This is a genomic window from Pararcticibacter amylolyticus, from assembly GCF_003130405.1.
GTDB classification, from domain to species: domain Bacteria; phylum Bacteroidota; class Bacteroidia; order Sphingobacteriales; family Sphingobacteriaceae; genus Arcticibacter; species Arcticibacter amylolyticus.
Genome location: NZ_QEAS01000004.1, coordinates 284,788 through 307,352 on the forward strand (window position 1 = coordinate 284,788; position 22,565 = coordinate 307,352).

Below are 22,565 nucleotides of genomic sequence, written 5' to 3' on the forward strand. Positions count from 1 at the left end.
TAATTATCCTTTGTCTGCTATTCCTGCAGACAGGCATATGCATAACACCGGCCGGTGTGTGGAGGAGAGTTATAATAACAGGACTGCCATACAGAGTTTGCTCTGTAAATGGGATTCTTATATACAATAATTACCTGACATGAGATGATCACATATTCTAAGTTTGTTTCCAAAGCCATTGCATTTGGATTGTTAATTATTCTCGTCCCGCTAAGAGGGCGGACGGCCCTTATATCTGCAACAGGCAGATATTTCACCGCCGATACTATAAAAACAAGAGGACAGACCCACAGCGGTTTTATAAGCGGGGTTGTCACTGACAGTCTAAGCAGAAAGCCCGTCGAAGGTGCTACCGTAAGTATTAATGAACTCGGGCTGTTCGCAGTGACCGGGCAGTCAGGGCGTTTTTCAATGAAGAACATACCCTTCGGCAATATCACCCTGTCGGTTCAGTCAATAAACACGTTGCCATACAGTCTTAAATTAAACATTGATAAAGGAAAGTCGCACACGCTTAACATAGTTCTGATTCCTAACAGCCTCTCACTGAAGGAAGTGCAGGTAGTGGCCCGGGAAAGCAATGCAGGCAAACCTACATCATCGGTGATCAGCAGTACCGCCATCCAGCATTTACAGGCAACCAGTCTGGCCGACATCCTCCAACTCCTGCCCGGTGCTGTTACAGCCAATCCCGATCTTTCGGGCGTTAACAAAGCAAATATCCGCCAGTACAGCAGCAATAATACGGGAGGATTCGGCACTTCTGTCATTATTAACGGAAGTGCGGTTTCTGCCAATGCCAACATGCAGGCAGTGAACACATCGACAGGAGGAAACGGTGCATCATTTGCCACGGCCGCCGGCGGAGGTGTCGATCTGCGGCTGATCTCGGCCGACAATATTGAATCGGTGGAAGTGGTCAGGGGGATTCCTTCAGTTGAATACGGCGATTTGTCGTCCGGCTCAATATTCGTGAGAACAAAAGCCGGTCAGTCCCCCCTGAAAATCACGGGGCGTATTAATCCCGAGATCACCCAGTTTGCTGCCGGGAAAGGCGTTGGCTCTGAAGATAAAGGCGGGAGCCTGTATTCTTCTGTCGACTACACCCGGACCCTCGCTGATCAAAGAAGCACTTATACCAGTTATGACCGTGTGACCGCATCGCTCCAGTATACCAGGAATTTTAAATGGATCCGGCCCCTTTACAGCAATACCTATTTCAACTACATCATGGGCTTTGATAACAGCAAACTGGATCCAGATAACATGCGGTATCAGACAAGCAGCAGGTCCCGCGATTACAGCTTTAGGCTTTCTACTGAAGGAAAGTGGAAGCTTGGATACCGGCTTGCGCAGTCTCTCGGCTACAACCTGCTGGTGAATTACGGTGTTCAGAAAAGTTACCAGCAGGAACTGCTCAGCGGCTACATATATCCAATGTCGACCGCTTTGAATGATACTGTTGCACGCGGCACTTTTGTCCCCAGCGAATATATCAGCCGGGTTTGGGTGGAAGGAAAACCCCTGAATATTTCAGCCCGGGTTAATGATAACTTCTACTTCAGAACAGGCTCCGGTTTTCACAAAGTTCTGCTTGGGGCGCAGTATTCGTCCGACGCGAATAACGGAAAAGGCAAGACCTTCGATCCGATGAATCCGCCGAGGATACTCAACGGCAACTCTATCCGCCAGCGGACCTTCAGTTCCGTTCCCAGCCTGCGGCAATTGTCGTTTTATGCTGAAGACCAGTTTTCTGTACGTCTGTCGCAAAGGGAGCTGGTAATTTCTGCAGGCCTGCGGTATGACAACGTTCAGCCTTCAGGCTTTCTTAAAAGCGACTTTGGAACCGCGTGGTCACCGCGTTTAAACGGGTCATTCGAAATTGTGAGAAATTTCAGGCTCAGAGGAGGTTATGGAATTACAGCAAAGGCGCCTTCATTATTGTACCTGTATCCTGAAAACGCCTATTTTGATCTGCTAAGTTATAACTACTATACCGACAGGCCGGGAGAGAGCCTCGTGCTTATCAACACAAGAGTGTTCGATACAAGGAATTCTGAACTCCGGATCACCAGGAACCATAAGAAGGAGATCGGCTTCGACTGGAGCTTTGCCGGGTCCCGCCGGCTTAACGTCACCGCCTACCACGAAAGTACCAGCGATGGTTACGAATTCCAGGACCGCCTCAACATCCTCAAAGTACCCCAGTATTCGGCTACGTCCTTTCCACAGGGGCAGCCGCCGGTTGTCGACATCAGTTCCCCCTCGTCCTACAATAATTACATAGCCCTCATGGATATCCCCTCCAACGGGCGGAAGATTGTTAACAGAGGGGTAGAATTCGATCTTGATCTCGGCCGCTTCGACGATCTGCGGACCTCTTTTACGATTAACGGCGCCTGGCTCGAAACGCGGTCAGAAAATCAGAACGTTTTCTACATCAAATATACACAAGCAGGCAGGGACCCTTCAAAGACAGGCATCTTCGGCAGCGGTGAGGGAAACGTGAAAGAAAGGCTGGTAACGACAGCGAGGGCGGTACACAATATCCCCGAACTTCGTTTTGTGATTACCCTCACAGCACAAAAAGTGTGGCGGGACCGCAGCCATGACCTCATTCAGGCATCACCCATCGGATATATAGAAACCGCGACGGGCAATACAGTATGGCTTACAGAAGCCGAACGCGCAGCTATCACCCCCGACGATCTTGAACTGTACAGGAATATCAATCCAGCCATGTATAACACTGAATCATGGACACCGGGCTGGGTATTCAACCTCAGGCTCACCAGGGAACTCGGGCGTTCGCTTAAGTTCTCGTTCTATGCCAATAACGTCCTGAAAAATAATCCGCTTGAGAAAAATACCCGTTATCTCAATGAGTTTGAGAGGCGGAATCCCTCACTATTCTTCGGGGCAGAAATCGGCTTCAGCTTTTAATAACGAAACAGATGAAAATAGTTAGCATAAAAAAGATAACCGTCCTGTGTGTACTGATCTTCACCATGCAGGCATGCAAAAATGAATATTACTCTGTGGGGAAAGTCGGTTATACAGTCAGAGTAGCTTATCCTGAGCTCTACAGTCAGCAATATGCCACAGGAGCTTCGGTTGTAATGAAAAATACGGTAACCAATTATTCTTACACAGGGACAACCAATGGGGAAGGAGAGGTGGTATTCTCCGATCTGGTACCGGGTAGTTATCAGCTTAGCGTAAGCCGTGAAGTAAAACCGGAAGAAGCCCTCACGCTTACAGGATTCGAAGAACAGCTTTTTCTGAATGCCTCGTCAGCGGTACAGAAGGTCACGTCCGACGGCTCTTTAGAGCTCCGGCTTCAGGGCGGAAAGGTGGGCAGTCTGGTATTCAAGGAAATCTATTACGTGGGTTCGCGTACCCCGGCCGGCGGCACTTATTTTTCCGATCAGTTTTACGAGATCTATAATAATTCAACAGACACCATTTATGCCGATAGCCTCCTGATCGGGAACACCGGAGGCGCTGCCGGCAATTCGTCGTCTGCCAAACCCTATGGATTCCAGACAGATGCAGGAAATGTTTATCTCCAGAATGTATGGATGGTGCCGGGAAATGGTAAAACATATCCTATAGCACCGGGCAAGTCCATCATTATTTCCCAGGATGGGATCAACCATCAGACTGATCCTCTCGGCAATCCCTCTTCTCCGGTTAACCTCGGGCCGGGGATCAGTGATTTTGAATCGTACGTCGAGAGAAGCGATAACCGTGATCTTGACGCTGCGGGCGTGGATAACCTTTTGCCGGTCTATCTCGGTTCTGTTGGTTTCGACTGGCTGACCGCTGTTTTCGGCGCAAGCATGGTGATATTTAAACATCCTGACCCTTCCGGCTTGCCCTTAAAGCTAGAACCCGGTTCGACAAGTGTTTCCCGTTATGTGCAGGTCCCCCGGAGTTCTGTGATCGATGGCGTTGAACTGCTGGCCAACGGAAATGCGTTTTCTTTCAAAAGACTCCCGGTAGCTGTCGACGCCGGCTTTACCTTTTGCAGCGGAACATACACAGGACAGTCTGTGCGGCGCAAGGTAAAAACCATCGTTGGCGGACGCCGGGTGCTTCTTGATACCAATAACTCAACGGCCGATTTTGAGGTGCTTACCACTCCGACGCCCAAAAACTGGCAATAGTTTGAATTCATACAAAAAGACAGATGAACTTAATAAGATATAATACAATAGCGGTCCTGCTTCTCCTGGCTTTTGGCGTCCGGGCCCAGGACAGCATTTCCGGCATCCGGCTGCCCGGGCAGCTAAAGTATCTCGAACTTACCCAGCCTGCCCTGTTCACAGATAATGCCGCCGCTCTGGGCACGGCAGAATTTCCGTCGCTCGGAAGCACCTATGCTTCAGGTTCTTTTCAGGGAGGAAGCTTCCGCCGGCCTCAGCAGCCCGCAGAGGAAAGTGCGGTGTCTTTCAGGTCAGAACGCATGATGCCTCTCGGCAAGTTCCGCTTTGCAGGAGCTTTTACCTTCGATCAGGTCTGGAGCAGGCGTGTTATGATGAGCGATGTGCTCGATCCTTACCGCGGTAATCCCTATATACTCGCCGACTCGGTGGGCGGCAACTGGAACAAGCAGTTTTACAGGCTCGATCTTCGCGCTGCAACAGTTCCGCTGGCCGGTGGAAAGATCAATCTGGGTGCCGAACTCCATTACAATGCTTCAACCGGAGCCCGTCAGAACGATCCGCGGCCTCTTAACTATTTAAATCAGATCGATGCACCCCCCTCCCTGGTATGGCATGTCAGCCCTGTGCACGCCCTGGGAATCAATGGCTGGTACAGGTCTTACAAAGAAGAGCTGGATATAAAGCTGGTAAATACCCAGAACAGCCAGAACCTGTATAAATTACTTGGACTGGGAGAATACGAACACGGAGCACCCGATATCATCTCTACAGGATACAGCCGTAACTACGAAGGTTCCCAATACGGAGGCGACCTGCAGTATTTCTATAGAACAGACAAACTTAAGATAGTCCTGAGCGGCGGTTTCAGGTATTACAGCGAGGACGTGACCGATGGAACCTCCAAACCGGTCAATGCAGGAAAGTACACCTATAACGAATACAGGAGCTCTGTGCACCTGGTCCTGCCGGCGCACATGGGGCATAGTCTTACGCTTTCCTTCAACGCACAGGACCGCAAGGGAAAGGAATATCACCAGGTGTACGACGCTGCCTCCGAATCATTCCAGACAATCTTCTCCTCTGTTTTTTACACCGGCACGCAGAATACATTTCGCGCTGCCTACGAGCTGTTCAGAAACAGCGGCGACGCCTGCAGCTGGTTTGCAGGTGTCGAAGCTGTTTTCACCGACCTCGATAACCGCTATGCTTATCCGCGGAATAAGCAGGCCGCCGGAAGAGGGCGCTATTCCCTTTACGGCGAAAAAAACTGGCAGCCCGCTAAGCGGACGAGTATTACGGCCGGCATGAACGCAGGGTATGTATCGATTTTTAACAATGAACTGCAGTATGTAGCCAGGGACTATTCTTCCGGTTATGTGGCCGCTGCGGTATTGCATCCCGATCAGGCCTGGCTCACGTCAGAAGCATTTCTGGCCGGTGCGCACCTCCAGCATACATTTCCGCTAAAAGACGGCAGCAGGAATGCTTTTTTCATCCGGGGGGAAGGCTCCCTGACGAAGCCAACCGGCAGCGGTACGGAAAGCGGGCTCTCCGGTTCCCGTTCATCTGTTTGTTTCACTATAGGAATCCTTAATTAATGAACACAAAGCTTTTCTTTACCTCTCTCTTCTGTACGGCTGCGTTTATCCCGTTGGCTCTTTCCCAGCAGGTTATAACACCCGCAGTCAAATCGGTTACTACATTTGCAATAATTACCGATAGTGTCACATTTGCAAAGGCTGCAAATGAAATCAGGCAATACAAATCGGCTATCGAACGTGAGGGCCTGGGTACTTATGTCATCAGTAAAACCTGGAAGCAGCCCGGCGAGATCCGGAACATTCTCAGGGATCTTCATACAGGTCCGGCAAAGCTCGAAGGTGCTGTGCTGGTTGGAGACATTCCCGTTCCAATGCTCCGGAACGCTCAGCATCTTACCTCTGTATTTAAGATGGATCAGCGGTATAACTGGCAGAAATCCTCCGTTCCTTCCGATCGTTACTACGACGACTTCCACCTGAGTTTCACGTTTTTGAAGCAGGACTCGCTGCAGAAAAACCTGTTCTATTATTCGCTCGACGCGTCTTCGCCGCAGAAGCTTGATATGGACATATATACCGGGCGGATCAAACCTCCGGCAATACCTGGTAAAGATAAATACGAGCTTATCAGGGGCTATCTCCGTAAAGCTGCCGAAGAAAAAGGGAGGTCAAATGTGCTCGATCAGGCAATGGTGTCCACCAGTCACAGCTATAACTCCGAGTCGCTTAACTCCTGGGCGGGCGAACAGATCGCATTGAGGCAGCAGTTCCCCCGTCTTTTCAGCACTGCAGGAAACATCCGTTTCTTCAATTACCGGATGAATACCTTCCTGAAGTTCAACCTTCTTTCAGAACTGGGCAGGCCTGATCTTGACCTGGCCATATTGCATGACCACGGCGACACGGACCTGCAGCTGATCAACGGGTATCCCGATGCTTCGAATCCCCAGCCGTCAATAGAAAACATTAAACGTTACCTCAGAAGTAAGATCCAGGCTGCAGCCGGGAGGAAACAGGATATCAGCAAAGCAAAAGAAGGCTATGTTAAGTGGCTTGATGTTCCTCTTTCGTGGATGGATGACGCGCTGCTCGACTCCGTTGTCGCCGCCGATTCTGTATTCAACTACAACCTCGACATTCATACCGCCGATCTGGTAAAGTCACCGCCCAATGCACGGTTTGTATTACTCGACGCGTGTCTCAACGGGGCATTCCATCTCGACGAATACATTGCGGGTTACTATGCCTTTGGCGGCGGGAAAAACATCGTTACAGTGGCCAACTCAGTAGGAGTGCTGCAGGATCTCTGGCCCGACGAGATGATGGGCCTCCTTCAGTACGGGCTTCGTGCCGGCAACTGGCTGAAGAAGACGGCCACCCTGGAAACGCATCTTATGGGCGACCCTACATTCCGCTTTAGCGTGAGCAGTCAGAAATATAATCTGAATGAAGCGCTGGCAACACGAAAAACAGCATCCTACTGGAAGACTATGCTGAGCGTAGCCGATCCCGATATACAATCACTTGCTCTGTCGGAACTTGCCGGGCTAATCTCCGAAAAAGAGATGTCTGCCTTACTGAAAAATACCTATTTCAGCTCTCCCTACGAAACAACCCGCACGGAGGCCATTAAACTCCTTCACCAGTATCATAACCGCGATTTTCTTGAAGTACTCAAAGCCAGTGTGAACGACCCCTATGAATTTATCAGGAGAAGGGCCACTTACTACATTGCCGAAGACGGGCGCGATGAGCTTGTGCCCGCCCTGGTGCATCTGGCTATTGCCGACCGGCATTCTGAACGGGTTTATTCACGAGCCCGGGCATCGCTGCCTTTCATGAAGGCAGAAACCGTGACTGCTGAGGCTGAAAAGCAGCTTGCAGCAAGCCCATGGATAACCGGGCCTGGTGCTGTAAAAGCCGATATACTGGCATCTGTCCGCAGCGGCAGCAGCAGTGTGGATACCGTCCGTAAGATACTGAACAGCCGCGACGTGCCGCTTAAGCAACGGCGGTTCGAAGTGACACGACTGAGAAATTATAATTACCATATCCTTGTGCCCGAAGTCGCAGCTTTCGTACTTAACCACAATGAAGATAAGCAGCTCCGGCTCGCAGCTCTCGAAGCATTAAGCTGGTTCGATCAGTCGCATCAGCGTCCGGCCATCGAAGCCATGTGCAGTAAGATCCTTTCAGACGACTCCTTCTCTTCAGAATTCAAGGAAGAAGCCCGTCGTGTCAGAAATATTATCACAGTAACACCAATCACCAACTAATATTAAAAACATGTTAAAATTCAGAAGAATAGGATCCGTATCCGTCGTTTATATTTTAATTGCAATTCTCGGTCTTGCATGCAGCACGGTCAGACATCAGAACGGTCAGCGAACATCCTCCTATCAGCAATTATCCAAAGAAGATAAGTCACTTGCCGATTCCCTGGTCCTTCATGCCCTCGATAACGAGGCCCTTTACACCGTCACCGGACACCTGAAACCGATGAGTAGTGTCGCTGATATTTATGTGAAAGTCCCCCGCGACAGCGCGTCCGATAATACCCTGTATGATGAGAAGACAGTAGAACCGGCAAGCATCGAAAAGCTTGCCAGGTATCAGCGTGTGGTAAATGCCCTCCAGTTCGGTGACCTTCACTTCGTCATGTCGCCCTACAGGATCTATACAAAAGACCGGAGGGCAATGTCCGTCAACGTCTATCGTGAAAGCCTGGTCGATTCGATGATAAGAGCGAATAAGGACTTTTATGCCCAGCTTGGCTTTGTTCCCGGCTGTAATCCGGCAGCGCTCATATCAACCACTGAAAACTCCGGGCTTGCTGCCAGGTACCGGTCGTACGGCTATCTTTACGGATATCCGGAGCACGCCGTGCGCTTTTTCGTTGAGGCATCCATGAACTATCATCAGAAAGGAGAGAAGACAGGGAGGCAGTTTTTTAATATTCCGGTATATGCAGGTGAGAAAGGACGCTTTGTGTATGCCATATCAAAAGATACTGAGCCATCAGCGGCCGACTCTGCAATCTATAAAAGAGCAGTGAAGTCCCTGGAGCGCTACCGTAAACTTCGCGGGCAGTACGTAAGAAAAGACAAGACTGCCGATGTAATTGGATTGTTAAACGCGCTGCAGAAGGAGAATGATTAAGCAAAAGAAAATCGGCATAGCGGGGGCAATAGCCCTCGTTGTGGCGAGTATGGTTGGCACCGGAGTATTCACCAGTCTCGGATTTCAGACAGGCCCCCTGCCATCAGTTCCGGTTATCCTTTTTCTATGGTTGTGCGGAGGGCTCGTCGCGCTCTGCGGGGGACTCAGTTACGTCGAACTGGTACGCCTTTATCCGGGACACGGCGGCGAATATCATTACATCGCACAGGTTTATCACAAGTATGCAGCCGCTTTTTCAGGCATCATCTCTGTACTGGCAGGTTTCGCGGGACCGGTAGCACTGGCAGCCATGGGATTTAGTGCCTACCTGGGGCAGTTACTGCCCGGACTGCCGCCGTTACCGGCGGCCATTGCCGGCCTAACTCTTATTACCCTGTTCCATCTTTTCAGCCTCCGCGCGGGCAGCCGGTTTCAACTGATCAGCACCGCCGTCAAACTGCTGCTGATCCTTGTTTTTATCATCGCGGGGCTGCTGTTCAGTAAAGGAGGACCCGTGAATTCCGGCTATAACACCTGGGCTCCGCACCTCATTTTTTCCAAAGGCTTTGCAGTATGCCTGGTTTATGTATCCTTTGCTTACTCCGGATGGAACGCCTGTGTTTATATATATCACGAAATTGATAACCCGGGAAAGAACATTTACAGATCTGTTATCACGGGAACCATCCTGGTGATGGTCCTTTATTTCCTGTTAAATTATGTGTTTCTGAAAACCGTACCCCTGCAGCGTCTTACCGGAGTTATTGAAGTAGGGGCATTGTCAGCGGAGGCGATCTTTGGGACTGCCGGCGCAAAAATCATCCCCGGAATTATCGCTCTTCTGCTCGTTTCGTCCATTAGCGCTATGGTTTGGATAGGGCCAAGGGTCATCACCCGCATTTCAGCTGATTACGGATTTCTGCGGCTAAGCCGTTCAAACAGCAGGGGAGCGCCGGCGACAGCCATTATTCTTCAATACATAATTACCGTGGTGTTGCTTCTCTCAGGTACATTTGAACAGGTGCTTGCATTTGCCGGCGTTCTGCTGAATCTATGCTCCTGTCTCGCTGTTTCCGTCCTGTTTTTACATTATAAAAAACTCGGGTTTGCAAAACTTGCAGCACCATTGCTTTACCTGGCAGCAACGCTGTATAGTTCCGGATATCTTATTGTAACAGAAATAATTCCATGAAGCAGAAAACGCCCTATTGTTAGAGAGTTAATGCTCATTTAGAAGCATCCATGACGTGAATTACCCTTGATGCCGAAACCGGAGCCGATGCACATTGCCAGGGAAATAACGTTTTGAGATTGGTACAGGAAGTGGAAACCTGGTTGAAGATAGTGCTGCCGGGATAAGGTAGCAGTGGCCATGGTGATCACAGAACTCAACACTAAGAGATAACGAACCGGCTTATATCTTCGGCTAAACCTGATAAAAAGGCACTTCGGTCTGGTTGACAATCTTCAATTTGAGGCGGAAGTACATCCATGTAGCTAAAATGCCCGGCTTCGTCATCTAAAAGAAACTCTATTTGGCCCTGTTTTTCAAATGTTTCTTTCAATAGTAATGCTTTAGATGGCGGCGTAACAGTATCCTTACTGCCGTTGCGCAGATAGATTTGTGTATCAACCGTTTCTATTGCGCCAGGGTGCAGGAAAAAATCAACCGATGGCGCCAGAAGGACAAGCCGCTCAAATTTCCAAATCGAATTGGAACCGATATGATGCCCCGTGAACGTTATTGCTTTTCCTCCTGCAAGCGTTAGCAACAACGTTGCTCCTATGGAATGCCCGATGCCTATGAATGTCTGATGAACATGTGAATACAGGTTCAAAACGATTTCAAGTTGCTCAATGCGCCCATTCAGTTCCTCTTTTGTGGGTGTTGAAGATGGCAGCATATCAAAATAAGGCGCGACTATGGTGCATCCTTTGCGCGCTAAGTGCCTCAGTAACGAAAGATGCCGGACCGGGCTACCGCCGCGCCCTGCTGCAAAAAGAACTAAGCATGACGGCTGCTCAGCTTCAAGTAGCATGACAGTGAAGCTTTTACCCTTATTTTGTATTTGCTTTGTGTTTTCAGAAAAATTCATAATTACACTTATCTCCCTGCAAAGGGAATTATAACACTGTTATAAGATGAATTGTGTTTCATCCATGATCAATCTCAAATACCCATTTTCTAATTTTTTGCTTTCATTCTTCTCATTGAAAAGCATTGCATTAAATTTAGCTTCCAATATGTAAGTGCCCGAGTTTAATTTCTTCAGACTGCTAATTTCAAATTTTGAATTTTTTTGAGCGTCCGGACTTAATTGAGGAGGTATCCTGAATGATTCAGATCCGTATGTTTTAAAGCCACCGGAAATGTTTAGAGCAATGCCATTTTGTATATTATCCCGGCCATAGTCTAGAGCATAATTTTTCATTCCAACAGTAAATAAGTCCATCACATCTTTTGGTCTCAAAATTAGAGCTTGCACCATTGAGGCTTTCGCATAAGTTTTAATAAATATTACGTCAACCCGGTTTTGATCATCGTATATTCCATAGGTCCTTGAGTATAAAACAGAATCCTTAAGGCCGGATATATAATAACCATTCTTCACTATAGAATCTACTTTAGAATGAGGTTGCATATTAGATACTCTATAAAAACTATAATATTTAGACAGACTATACGTGATTCCGTCAATACTATAAGAAATACTATCCTTTGCATATTCCAAAGGGTCTTCTTTGACAGTTTCTGGCTGCTCAATTAATGCATTTTCTTTTTTGCAGGCGGAGAAAAAGAAAACTGCCATTGCCATCCAAGAAAAAATATTGATTTTCATACTTAAGGATTATTTATGTTAAGATCTATTTGTGTGTCTTCAAATGTAGAAAAAATACTGAACCTGCAATCACATATTCAGATGATAAAAAAAGTTGGAAATCTGTTCAAACAAGATAATACTTGCTCACTCCTGTTCTACCCTTAACAATAAGAATAATGGACCAGGTTTAATTCTCAGCATCGCGCTTTCATCCTTAAAAGGCTTAGGCTAGTTTATTTTTTTAAACTTACCATCATTTTGTAAAAGATATGATTCGGTTTCAAAAACAGGTTCTTCGCTCATCCAATTTGAGCTTGTTACCACTATTTTATCTTTCTCGATTTTGCTCGTTTTTCCAAATGCTGATTCAGCCACTTCATCATAAGCAATTTCCAGCCTATCGATTATTTTATTTTCCTTGCTTACAGTAATCAATGTTGCGAACAATTCATGCTCGCCCAATTGATAAGAAATCACTACAGAAGTAAAGTTTGCAGAGAAAGGAATTTTATAGTTTAGTCTGAAATTATTCGCATCCTTACGTCTTGGGTCAAACTTAATCCGTTTCAAAAAACCGTTATCAGGCATCCCGATCTCTTCAAAATTGTCGAAGCTGGTACTGTCGGTGATCGGAAAATCCCGTAGGGGGAGCGCTGCCAACCAATCTGGTTCAGTCGTAGAGATTTCTTTGTTTGTTTGTGATTGAATGCTGTCTTTTAAGGTGTTTTCAATTGTTGTTGACGTTCCCCTGGTTTTCTTTTCCGTTTTTCTCCCGCACGCCGCTAAAAGAAGTAGTGTTAGAAATAATGTGGTTATATTTTTCATGCTCAGTAACTATCGCCCTCAAAGTGTTCTAATTTTCACGCTCTTCCATTTTCTCCGCTGTATGTTCCTCTCAACGGGTTGGCTCCCTGGCAGGAAAACAGTACGACAGCTATAAATACAAATAATTTTGGCATAAGATTGCTTTATTTTGAACTCTATTGCGATTCGGGATAGCCACTTAAGGAATATCTGTCAGTTCCCGAGGGATTTGCCACTCTGGTTATAAATTACCCTTTTGGGCTATTGATGCAATTTGCCTTATCTCCGTGTTTTGTTAGAAAATCACAGTACACGAAACAATCAGCCAATCACCCGCATCAATTTTTCTAAAATGAAAATAAAGATACCACCTTAATAGAAGTACTGATAGTTTTCAGTCTTTCAGCGATAAACTTTCCCTATAAAACTAAATATCGATGAAGCTACAAATAGCCGTATTATCGTCCTAATAGCGTTGCTATTACAGTGTAAACTGTTTCAGTACAGGTAGTTAATGGCTTTATTTCAAGCCGATTAACAATAAGTGCTTTGTAAGAAAAGATATCTCAATTACCCAAAAAAAATTGATATGAAATTTATGTTTAATGACATTGTTGCATGGTCCCTCATTCTGACCATTTGCATTACCTTTATTCTTTTAGCTTTAAAGTCTGATATCCTGAGGGATACCATTGACGACCTTGGTGCTTTTACTGCTAACGCGGCTGCCATACCACAGCTTGCGGCTGTCCCGCCAAACAAGATCAACAGGCCATATAGCCTTTCAAAAGTTCAATTCGGCGTTTGGACAGTCATCATTTCCTGTACGTATGTTTATCTGTCTCTGAGCAGTCATGTCTGTGTGTTGACACTAACCACCAGTTCGACGGCTGTCATCTTGCTGGGTATCAGTGCTGGCACAGCAGCGTTCGGTAATATAATCGATCAAAGTCAGAGTAACCAGGTGGCACACCCCCGGCATCAGAACGCACCCAGCGATGGTTTTTTTAAAGATATTCTTTCAGATGACCAGGGAATTAGTATTCATAGGTTTCAGAATGTCGTGTGGACACTTATTGCTATCACTATATACCTGTTTAGAATAAACCCGCATGAATGCAGCCTTCCGGAAGTAGATAACAGCATTCTGACCCTGACCGGGATCAGCAGTGCAACCTATTTAGGATTGAAAATTAATGAAAACAGATAACCGTTAGATTGAAAATGAGAGTTGCAGGAATCACAGTTGAAAAAAATCAGCTATGTATAGTTAAAAATCCTGCAATTTCCGTTCCTTCTGCTTTCCTGATGCCACTAACCACTTCGGTTACACGCATCAACGCTTGCAATATCAATCCTTCATCCATGCATCTTAGGTTCCAGCCCGGATGTTCTGTTATTCCCATTCGGTGCTGCGGACCTATTTTCTTACGATTCATTATAGTATAGAGAGACTTTTATAATTTATATCGCTGCTTTACCGGTCCTTTATTCCCCCACAGCCGTCTATATTTAATAACTGTTTGAGCCGCGTCTCTATAAGGAGACCTTTTAAACAATAGATGTGCTGAATCACTACGATGAATTTAACCTCTATCCGTACGTATTATAAATGCAATTGACAACCAATTCTATTCAATTTACCAATATGAAAATAATATAGGCCTCGTCTTTAGTTGCCCATCTTATTAATCAGAATGCTGCTTCCCTTTATTATTCTCATACAAGCCAGAAAACAAACTTTAGTATATGATTATCAATTTTTACTCTACAACCTTGCCAAAGGTTAGGTCAACGATGCTGAAGGATCAGCAGAAGATGATATTAAAAACAGTTAGATACGCCAGTTCCATGCTTTTCCCGGAGAGCTCACCGGCTAAAATAATTAAGAAATATTTAAATCTATTCGCTTCTAATCGTCCCGGTATGCGGCAGAGTTAAAAGGTAATTGCGAGCGTCTGTTAAACATCTAAACTTATGAACAGCCATATTATCAGCATTGTGATAGTAGACGAACACCTGCTATCAGCCAAGGCTTTGAAAGCTTTATTAATGACATATCCTAATTTTATTATATCTGCAGATGTGCGCGATACAAAAGAATTAGCATTATTTCTGTCTAAAAATGACGTCGATGTTGTTCTGATCGATGCTTCTACGTTGCTTAAAGATGGTGCAGATATCTATTTAAGAATGAAGCACGTTTTGAGCCGGGCCAGAGTTATCACCATATCAGCTGAAAACAATCAGATAGCAATGAGAAAGCTGAAGCAATTCACCGTCCATACTCTTTTAACAACCTATGCAGATCCGCTTAGCCTGGTAGATGAAATAAATCGGGTATCCAGAAATATCCATCGTTTATCACCTTCCAATAGGGAAGGGCAGACGATAGATGCCATTCTATCAGAAGAATTTAAAATTTCACGGCGGGAACAAGAAATCATCTCCCTGATTTGCGAAGGATGTACAAGCAACCAAATTGCCGAAAAACTATATGTAAGCCTGAACACAGTAAAACAGCATCGCAAGCATATATTCAGGAAACTTAAAATAGAAAAGGTACAGCAATTAGTCTCGTTCTCATTTAAGTTTAATTTAAAATGATTTCCGCGATTAAATTACCCTTTGGAGTTATTGTTCTCACTTGAGATATATCCGTGCTTTGTTATAGTTAAAACATCACTAATATTTTAAGATAAATCAGGCTACCACCCAACAGAATTAAGAGAGTACATTATCAATAAACTTGGAGAACGAAACAATTAAAAATCGCATTGATCGAATAAACCATGGCTGAACAATTGAATTTAGCATTCACGGATGATGACCCACGAAAGTTATCTGCCCTGGGCCTTAAAATGGCCCAGGCTGGGCTAACGGCCTTTGGTCCGGGCGGCATCGCCACTGTGTCAGCAGCGGCCCCCTTTCTGGCTTTGCATAATAGTGGTCAGGCTGAAAAAATTCAATCCATGCTATTACAGGATACAATAAGTAAATGCGGTGATATAAAAATGCAGAGGCTACCTCTGGATGTAATAACGAAAGTCGACTCATATATGACCACATATTATAATGTTTACCTCCCGGTTTTCAAGCGATTTGTTTACAGCACACCGGCTAATCTATACCAGACACCCGATCCGGTTTTTAATAAATACTGGAAGGAATTTGAACTGGACGTTACGCAGAGGTTGGGAAAAACAATAGATAATCTTCTAAAGTCCGGCTGCGAAACTGCGGATGGTAATCAAACAGGCTTTCAATTCTTCATAGTAGCGGCAAACAAGCACCTGCTGCTCTATCAAATGTACGCGGCCTATGCTAATCAGAGTTATAAAACGGCAACAAGCCAGGAGCAAACGTATAATATGCAAGTAATGACAGGTCTTCTGAATACGTACGATTCTTATATAACACATGCTATAACAACTGTCAGTGCCATACACGAAAATGTCCGGAAAAGACTTGCTCTCATCACCCCCGTTAGTTATGGCGGACGATTGGTTGCCTCTATAACATCGTTAGGAAAGAGGCTTTACAGTCTTCTCGGAGGCTTTAGAGGCGGTATGATAGGGCACAATCCCCTGGATGAGGGATATCTGTTCCAGGATAACGGAGCACCATTAGTGACACGTGGCTACGGGAATCATGCTGTTGATCCCGCAGAATCCATCCATACCTATTTCTCCAGTCCGGATCATCCCATTGCGAATGTAGTTTACTTCTCCCGTGTTGGCCTGTTCGACAGTAAAAAGGCGGAAGAAGAGCGGGCTAACAAGGACCGGGATATCTATATACGTCTTGCAACAAAAAGCATTAAGAATTTCTACCATTTTCCGGACGATATAAAGGCCGACACAGTTGCCGTAATCAGACAATGGGTGAAAACGACCAATGATCATTAAGCATTAATATAATTAAAGTAAACCCGTAAAAAGTAGCTATCGGGGGGGGGATAACACCGAGATGACTTAAGGCTTCTTTGCTTCATGTTCATCCTGGTCGCCTTCAGTAGGATCTGTATCTGCAGTTCCGTGGAAGTTTACGGTATTCATATCAGCGAAGTTTCCTAGCTGCGTATCAACATTTGGTTCCTGTACGTCCATGTTAGGGGGCTGCTGGTGCAGCGCTGCAACAAGAGCGTCTGCCTGGTTTTGAGCCTGCTGAGCCTCTGGTTGGTTGTTCTGCTGATCTTGCTGATTCTGTATCTGCGGCCTTTGGAAAGCATCAATAAGACGCTGTGTTGTAGCTGCATCAAAGTTGGACCTTTGGATCCATTCGTTGTACGCCGCTTCAAATGCCTGCGATTTAATGGCCCATACTTTCTGATAGCTAAAAACACCAATCACATTAATCGGGCGGGCCATTATTCCATTAATCTCTAAGATATCGCTGATTCGGTTATAAAAATAATAGGCAAAGCCTATCTGCCCGAATTTCGCTGCAATTGAAAAATCAGTGAAGGTGCATTTGCGATCCGTACGCCCGGCATCAATCTTCAAAATCACCATATCAGGCTGCTCCGGCGTGCATTCGAGATACTGAATTGTCTGTTCAACCGGATCTTCGTTAGTATCATCAACGGCTCTTATCTCGGTAATTGCGTTTGGAAAGCAGGGAAGCTTGCCGAACGGGGCATTGCGGTCGGCAATAATTGTTATTCTCATACTGTAAAATTTACGTGTTTCGTTTATTATTCGGGTTGAAATTTACTTTTGTTATCCTGTGTGAAATGGTAGTTAACTGGGTGCAGCCTCGTTAACATCATTGTTATTCCCTAATCTTCGCGATCACCTTGCTCGTCATTACCCTCGTGTGCCGGATCAGAATCGTCGCTTTCGGAGAAACTTTTGGCGTTATCATTCTGATCCTTTTTCAGCTGGGCGCTCACACCCAATGTGCTCTCCTCAAGATCTTTGTTGTTGACTTGTTGATTCAGAACCTCACTCAATGATTGTCCTGCGGGCAACTTTATCTCTTGTTCAGCTGGATCTTTTATCCAGTTGATACCTTTCAAAAGGTCCTTTTCCTGATTTTCATTCAAGCCCGAGGACTTGACCCATGAATAATACTTTTTTTGTAAAGGCTCATCTAGACCCAATAAACCTGCCAGTTCATAATACCCAAGGCTATTTCCCTGGTAGTTACCATTTTTAAGCTCCTCAGATTGTGCTATAGTAATTCTCCCCAGTCCACACCAGTAGATAAAGCCTATTTCTGGGAACTCTACATCAAGCGTTCCTGGTTCTACAGAAATCTGATTAACGTCCGCTCCGGTATTTACATCTATTTCCAACAAGTTACATCCCTGTCCCTCCTCGCTTTGAAGCCATGCTTTAATCGTATCGTACACACTTTCCGGAGTGCTGGAGGTGACCATGGGAATAAAGCACCGGACAATTTCCACATCTTTATTAAAGGACTTCGGACGAAGCTTCGAGCTAAAATCGTCCATGTCCTCATCAATACTGGTAGTTATAATTCCGACTTTCATAAAATTTACTGGTTATTTTATATTAAAAAAGTTCGAGTACACTCTTACACACAGTCATTAACCCTTGTTCATTTAAATGAATTTCTAAAAAAACTGAAAAGGCAGAATGCGCTATCGTGCATTCCTGCCATCAATTAATATTTTATTTTAGTTCGGGGTAACCGCTGGAGATACGGTCGGAACTCCCGCTACTTTACTACTGTCAGGTAAGTTTTGGTTATATTGTTGCATGGTGTGCATCCATAAATCTATATGATTGTTTTTGAACGACGTGCACATAGTAAAATGATATGTAACCTGCTGTTCCTGTGTCGCGGCCTTGACATACGAATCCCGGTCCAGCCGTATATGTGCGTTTGCTGTAGGGTTAACGGTGTAATAATCAACATCCGATTGTGTCTTCGTGTCGAACCACCAATTCCCCCAGACATTATTGGTTAAATATCTGACAATGATAAAAGTGTCATTAATATTCACCCTGTCTGGCATATAATTATCCGCTGGCGCACCTGGTATACGCGGGTCAGGATCTTCTCCGATGGTCCAGTTCCACAGATCCTGATCAATACCAACAGTTTGAGATTGTCCGTCTTGTTCAGGGTTAATGGGACTGTACCAACCGTTAACTTTTGACTCGTTATTATCCCAGAACGTGACACCAAACGCGGCAAATGCATATGCAGGACCAATATTTACACAATTACTAACAGGGCTAATCTGGTCAAGCCGATTATCTATTGCAGCACAAATATCATTCATTGTTGATGTTGCCCAATACGTATACTGCTTTAATTTAATAATATAGCCACGCATTTCAGCTGTGCGATCAGCTACGGAAGTATTTTGTGTTACCAGGAAGGCCATATAGATCTGGTAAAGGGTTATATGCACTTGCGCAGAACCTATATAAGCCGGAAGCGCTCCCGCCCTTGTCGCAATATCATTTGTGCCTGGAGCCAGAAAACCTTCGATATTTCCTATAGCATCTACCAGGTCCCCCTTATAACCTTTAACCTGATCCCTTAGATTTTCGAAGGCTGCTGACAGGCTTCGGTGCTCAGTTGACATGCTTCCTGAGCTGGGGTCAGCGAGATCAGAGGGTATGGGTGCTTCGCCAACCTGAGAAGCAGCAAGATCATTTTTAATGTTATGATAAACAGTGCTAACCTGCGAAGTATTCTGGTTGATCGATGTCAGCCGGTCAAGATCCGTAATCTGTGCCAGTAGGGTATTCATCATAGCAGACATAGGCTGATCATTGGCGCCACTAAAATTATCTACTACCTCTTTAAATCCCGTTACTGCCGCTGAGGCAACTATTCCAATTTCGGGGACTGCAAACATTAGTGCGCTGACTACTTCAGAAACAGAATTGAACCATTTTAAGAAGCTGCCATCCTCCTCGGAGGATGTTGCTGCTGTCGCCTGAGAAGTGCCGGGAGGATTATAATCAGGAGGAAGCTGATCGCAAAGCGCTGGAATTGGGGTATTGATAGGATCGAATAAAGATGTGGTATCTGCCATGATTTTGGATTTTGTTTGTTATCATTATTATTTGATTTACACTAGAATTTAGCTGAAGACATTATTGATCATTCAACGTTCATATGATCGTCATCGCTGCTTCCCTGATTATTATTCTCTTCAGGGGCTTCATCATTCTCGTCATTACTTTCTTCGAATTCCTCTTCCATTTTTACTACAGTGGGTGCATCCTCGTTAACATCGTTATTTTCGATTTTAGGATCGGGAAAGCCGAACGAAAATCCTTGTCCAGGGATCTGAGGCATATTTTCTTCAGCTTTTGGTTCGATTTTCATATCGGGAAAGCCGAACGAAAATCCTTGTCCAGGGATCTGAGGCATATTTTCTTCAGCTTTTGGTTCGATTTTCATATCGGGAACACCGAGCGATAATCCATGTCCAGGAATCTCGGGCATATTTTCTTCAGCTTTTGGTTCGATTTTAGGATCGGAAAAGCCGGGCGATAATCCTTGTTCTGACATCTGGGGCATATTTTCTTCGGCTTTTGGTTCGATTTTAGGATCCAGCGTTTTGTAAATTCGTTGCAATAAAGGTGGGGTAGCGTCGCCAGTATAGCTGGGTAATAGTCCAATGCTAAACTCGGCTTAATGTAGACATTTTTCTGCAAGTAGTCCCGATAAATATCATTAACCTTTGCTCTCGAAGTGTAATGTGCGTAGTCTACTCTAAACCTTAGGTTGGACATATCGATGAATGTAAATAGCTCACCTGCCCTATAGGTTCCTATATAGTTTACATCATGGGTAAAGTTGGGGATTTCAGTATCCAGAGACTTAGCATTGTATGATTTAAGCAACTGCTTTAGTACTGCCAGGTCCAGGTACACGTCTTTAGTTTTGTTTTTCTGTATTTCAGCGCCTTCTTCGGCCTTCACAGATGCCGTAAATTTCGAATCTAACCAGTATATAAATCCCTTTCCTTTAAATTTCACTTGAAGAGGACTGAAATTAATAAGACTAAGATCCGCATTCGTTAATTTAATAAGTACAAATCCTGAGTCTTTATTATATGGCTCTGAAAGGAAGGTGTCAATTTCATTAATAAAAGTAGTGGCACTCTCCGGTGTCGTCCAGTTCAGAGACGGAGCAAAATATACATTCGTTTGTTCGTGAAGTTGATTGAAGTCGTAGAGGTTAGTATTATGAAGCCTTAAACATGGTGGTCGGTAACCGAGGAGGCCCATTGCACCTTTATTTTTGTCTGTAATTACTGCAATTTTCATATTTTTAAGTTAAGTGAATACTAGGCTTGTTATTCACCAACAAAGCACGCAGATATATCAAATCGAAACAATTACCCTTTAGAGTAATTTTTGAAACAGGTCAGATCAGTCTGTATTAGTTGTAACCCTTTAAGAGCCTGGACTAAATTTAGAAAACAATTTAGAACCATTAAATTAGGGAATCATGAATTTATTAGATGCTATTCCCGCAACAAGAGGTTCGCTGCCATTTTTAAGGAGGCTAGACTTATTGGGAAATACGTATCAGGAATAAAACGCGTACAGGAAGAATTAAATAATCTGACGCCTGTACAGGCTTTACCCTTCCTTTGCTTGCGATAACCATCCCGGTGCTTCATTCATGTCTTGCCTCAGGAGAAGATTCAATTGCCCTGTATGATGCTGGATATGTCGCAGGGCATATAACAGGATTTCAAATGAAGAATAATTCTTACGGCCGTTCGTCCAACATTCGTTCCATCCAGCTTCAGTCAATCCGTGGATGCGTTCATAGCAATTTTTTTAGAAATTTCAGATTTAGAGGCAATTTCGAGAGCAAAATTCTCAAATTTTGCTCTCGATTCCAGGTAGCGTAATTGATTACCCCAGAAGTGAAGTTCATCCAGTACTTTTTCAAGCGACAAACCGTGTGTCGTGATCGAATACTCAAGTTCACTGCATACACGAAAGGATCTTCTGTGCTATTTAGGGCGGAGGGAAAATTACCAATGGTCCGGTTAGGAACAAGGAATGTACGAAGGCAAACCTGATAACGGCACTCGGAAAAATACCCATTGTTGTGCATTCCACGATACAATTCCATTACTGATACAGAAGGAATCAAAACATTGCTGTTTCCAATAGTCTTCAATTCTTCAATGGTATCGGGTACTCCTCTAAGCATTGATATGAAGATATTGGTATCGCAGATAATCAAACTCATAATCTTCCGCCCCAGGCCTTTTCCCTTAGATCATCAGGATTAATTTCACGCCCCTTCCTGATACCCGCCAAAGTAGTTACATCCGGGTGTTCCGCGAAAGTTATTGGTATCTGACTCTCATCGCCGTCCCTTTTCTTTTGCACCGGCACTTTCGTTTCTATAACCATATCAAACTTTTTGGCTAAATCCAGCAATGCCTCCAGCGTTTTAGCGCTCTTGAATTTTACCGTAACTTCCTGCATCGTTTGAAATTTAACATTTATCTATTACATAATAAATATACAAGATATCGCTATAAATGAAAAATGGAAGGAATGCAGCCCGTGCTTCAGGTATGACAGTTGAATTTTCGTTAAAAAAGTGCAGGCTATGCTTGGTCAAAAGAAAAAGTAAGAGCCAACCTGCACAAAACTCAAGCCCCCTGGCCGGTATTTGCCGGTATTGGATCAATCGAACAGACACCACGCAAATGGATATTGTCATGCCGGAATACGACTTCGCTATGTGCTCGACCTCGGTTCCGACGAAATGTTGTGGATGATCAAACCCGAATCAGCCTGTAACCCCAGCAGTTCATTAAGCCAAACACAACCGGGCATTCAGAAAGCAGCCTAAAGCCATTCCAGATCACTGATAACCAGATCAAGGATATGAACGACGACTTGAAAGGGGTCTAACGCGCTCGCCGTAAATGGTATTCCAAAACGACCTCCTTGGAGGTACACCATTTACGAGGAGATCCAATACCGTTAAAAAGTAAATAATGACTTCCGCCGAGAACCGGCCTCATCGTCGTAGTAGCATCCAAACCTGCAGATTTGACAAAACAGTTCCGTTGACATCCAGATGAGCCTTAGGAGCAG

Annotated in this window: 18 protein-coding genes; 9 read left to right on the forward strand and 9 right to left on the reverse strand. The window is 45.0% G+C overall.

The window, feature by feature from the left end:
- Window positions 1-144 precede the first annotated feature (144 nt).
- Genes DDR33_RS07050 through DDR33_RS07075 form a run of 6 tightly spaced genes read left to right on the forward strand, consistent with a single transcriptional unit; the run spans window position 145 to window position 10,061 of the window.
- Window positions 145-2,943 (forward strand): TonB-dependent receptor, encoded by a 2,799-nt coding sequence (locus DDR33_RS07050; protein WP_109415066.1) that lies wholly within the window; start codon window positions 145-147, stop codon window positions 2,941-2,943.
- Between the two features lie 11 nt (window positions 2,944-2,954).
- A complete protein-coding gene (locus DDR33_RS07055) occupies window positions 2,955-4,169 on the forward strand; it encodes a DUF4876 domain-containing protein (RefSeq protein ID WP_109415067.1) in 1,215 nt (404 codons plus the stop codon).
- Window positions 4,170-4,192: 23 nt separating this feature from the next.
- A complete protein-coding gene (locus tag DDR33_RS07060; protein ID WP_109415068.1) occupies window positions 4,193-5,767 on the forward strand; it encodes a DUF6850 family outer membrane beta-barrel protein in 1,575 nt (524 codons plus the stop codon).
- Window positions 5,767-7,986 carry a HEAT repeat domain-containing protein gene (locus DDR33_RS07065; protein WP_109415069.1) on the forward strand — a complete coding sequence of 740 codons (2,220 nt, stop codon included), beginning with the start codon at window positions 5,767-5,769 and terminating at the stop codon, window positions 7,984-7,986. The genes DDR33_RS07060 and DDR33_RS07065 overlap by 1 nt, the downstream gene beginning before the upstream one ends.
- A gap of 10 nt (window positions 7,987-7,996) precedes the next feature.
- Window positions 7,997-8,869 carry a hypothetical protein gene (locus DDR33_RS07070; RefSeq protein ID WP_109415070.1) on the forward strand — a complete coding sequence of 291 codons (873 nt, stop codon included), beginning with the start codon at window positions 7,997-7,999 and terminating at the stop codon, window positions 8,867-8,869.
- Entirely contained in the window at window positions 8,862-10,061 is a 1,200-nt protein-coding gene (locus tag DDR33_RS07075; RefSeq protein WP_109415071.1) for an APC family permease, read from the forward strand. Before DDR33_RS07070 ends, DDR33_RS07075 begins: the two co-directional genes overlap by 8 nt.
- Window positions 10,062-10,263: 202 nt before the next feature.
- Here the strand turns inward: DDR33_RS07075 and DDR33_RS07080 are convergent, their stop codons facing one another.
- The 3 genes from DDR33_RS07080 to DDR33_RS07090 form a co-directional block, all read right to left on the reverse strand.
- Complete coding sequence (locus DDR33_RS07080) at window positions 10,264-10,965, reverse strand: alpha/beta hydrolase (protein ID WP_109415072.1); 702 nt, start codon at window positions 10,963-10,965, stop codon at window positions 10,264-10,266.
- A 39-nt stretch (window positions 10,966-11,004) separates the two neighbouring features.
- The gene (locus tag DDR33_RS07085; protein ID WP_146198718.1) at window positions 11,005-11,709 is read right to left on the reverse strand and encodes a hypothetical protein; all 705 of its coding nucleotides are present in this window, start codon (window positions 11,707-11,709) and stop codon (window positions 11,005-11,007) included.
- 210 nt (window positions 11,710-11,919) lie between these two features.
- Entirely contained in the window at window positions 11,920-12,516 is a 597-nt protein-coding gene (locus DDR33_RS07090; protein ID WP_109415074.1) for a hypothetical protein, read from the reverse strand.
- Between the two features lie 568 nt (window positions 12,517-13,084).
- On the opposite strand from DDR33_RS07090, the gene DDR33_RS07095 reads away from it, so the two are divergent.
- The 3 genes from DDR33_RS07095 (at window position 13,085) to DDR33_RS07110 (ending at window position 16,403) form a co-directional block, all read left to right on the forward strand.
- Window positions 13,085-13,705, forward strand: a complete 621-nt coding sequence (locus tag DDR33_RS07095; RefSeq protein WP_109415075.1) for a hypothetical protein — start codon at window positions 13,085-13,087, stop codon at window positions 13,703-13,705.
- A 791-nt stretch (window positions 13,706-14,496) separates the two neighbouring features.
- Window positions 14,497-15,102, forward strand: coding sequence for a LuxR C-terminal-related transcriptional regulator (locus tag DDR33_RS07105; RefSeq protein WP_158280663.1), 606 nt, complete (start codon window positions 14,497-14,499; stop codon window positions 15,100-15,102).
- Window positions 15,103-15,287: 185 nt separating this feature from the next.
- The gene (locus DDR33_RS07110) at window positions 15,288-16,403 is read left to right on the forward strand and encodes a hypothetical protein (RefSeq protein WP_109415078.1); all 1,116 of its coding nucleotides are present in this window, start codon (window positions 15,288-15,290) and stop codon (window positions 16,401-16,403) included.
- Between the two features lie 66 nt (window positions 16,404-16,469).
- On the opposite strand, the gene DDR33_RS07115 is transcribed toward DDR33_RS07110, so the two are convergent.
- The 6 genes from DDR33_RS07115 to DDR33_RS07145 form a co-directional block, all read right to left on the reverse strand.
- Window positions 16,470-17,165, reverse strand: coding sequence for a hypothetical protein (locus DDR33_RS07115; RefSeq protein WP_109415079.1), 696 nt, complete (start codon window positions 17,163-17,165; stop codon window positions 16,470-16,472).
- 110 nt (window positions 17,166-17,275) lie between these two features.
- On the reverse strand, window positions 17,276-17,992 hold the full coding sequence (locus DDR33_RS07120) for a hypothetical protein (RefSeq protein ID WP_109415080.1): 717 nt from the start codon (window positions 17,990-17,992) through the stop codon (window positions 17,276-17,278).
- Between the two features lie 147 nt (window positions 17,993-18,139).
- Window positions 18,140-19,516 carry a hypothetical protein gene (locus DDR33_RS07125; protein ID WP_109415081.1) on the reverse strand — a complete coding sequence of 459 codons (1,377 nt, stop codon included), beginning with the start codon at window positions 19,514-19,516 and terminating at the stop codon, window positions 18,140-18,142.
- A gap of 68 nt (window positions 19,517-19,584) precedes the next feature.
- Window positions 19,585-20,064, reverse strand: coding sequence for a hypothetical protein (locus tag DDR33_RS07130; protein WP_158280665.1), 480 nt, complete (start codon window positions 20,062-20,064; stop codon window positions 19,585-19,587).
- Between the two features lie 1,203 nt (window positions 20,065-21,267).
- Window positions 21,268-21,702, reverse strand: a complete 435-nt coding sequence (locus DDR33_RS26945) for a PIN domain-containing protein (protein ID WP_394341103.1) — start codon at window positions 21,700-21,702, stop codon at window positions 21,268-21,270.
- Window positions 21,699-21,944, reverse strand: a complete 246-nt coding sequence (locus DDR33_RS07145; protein WP_109415084.1) for a hypothetical protein — start codon at window positions 21,942-21,944, stop codon at window positions 21,699-21,701. The genes DDR33_RS26945 and DDR33_RS07145 overlap by 4 nt, the downstream gene beginning before the upstream one ends.
- Between the last annotated feature and the right edge of the window lie 621 nt (window positions 21,945-22,565).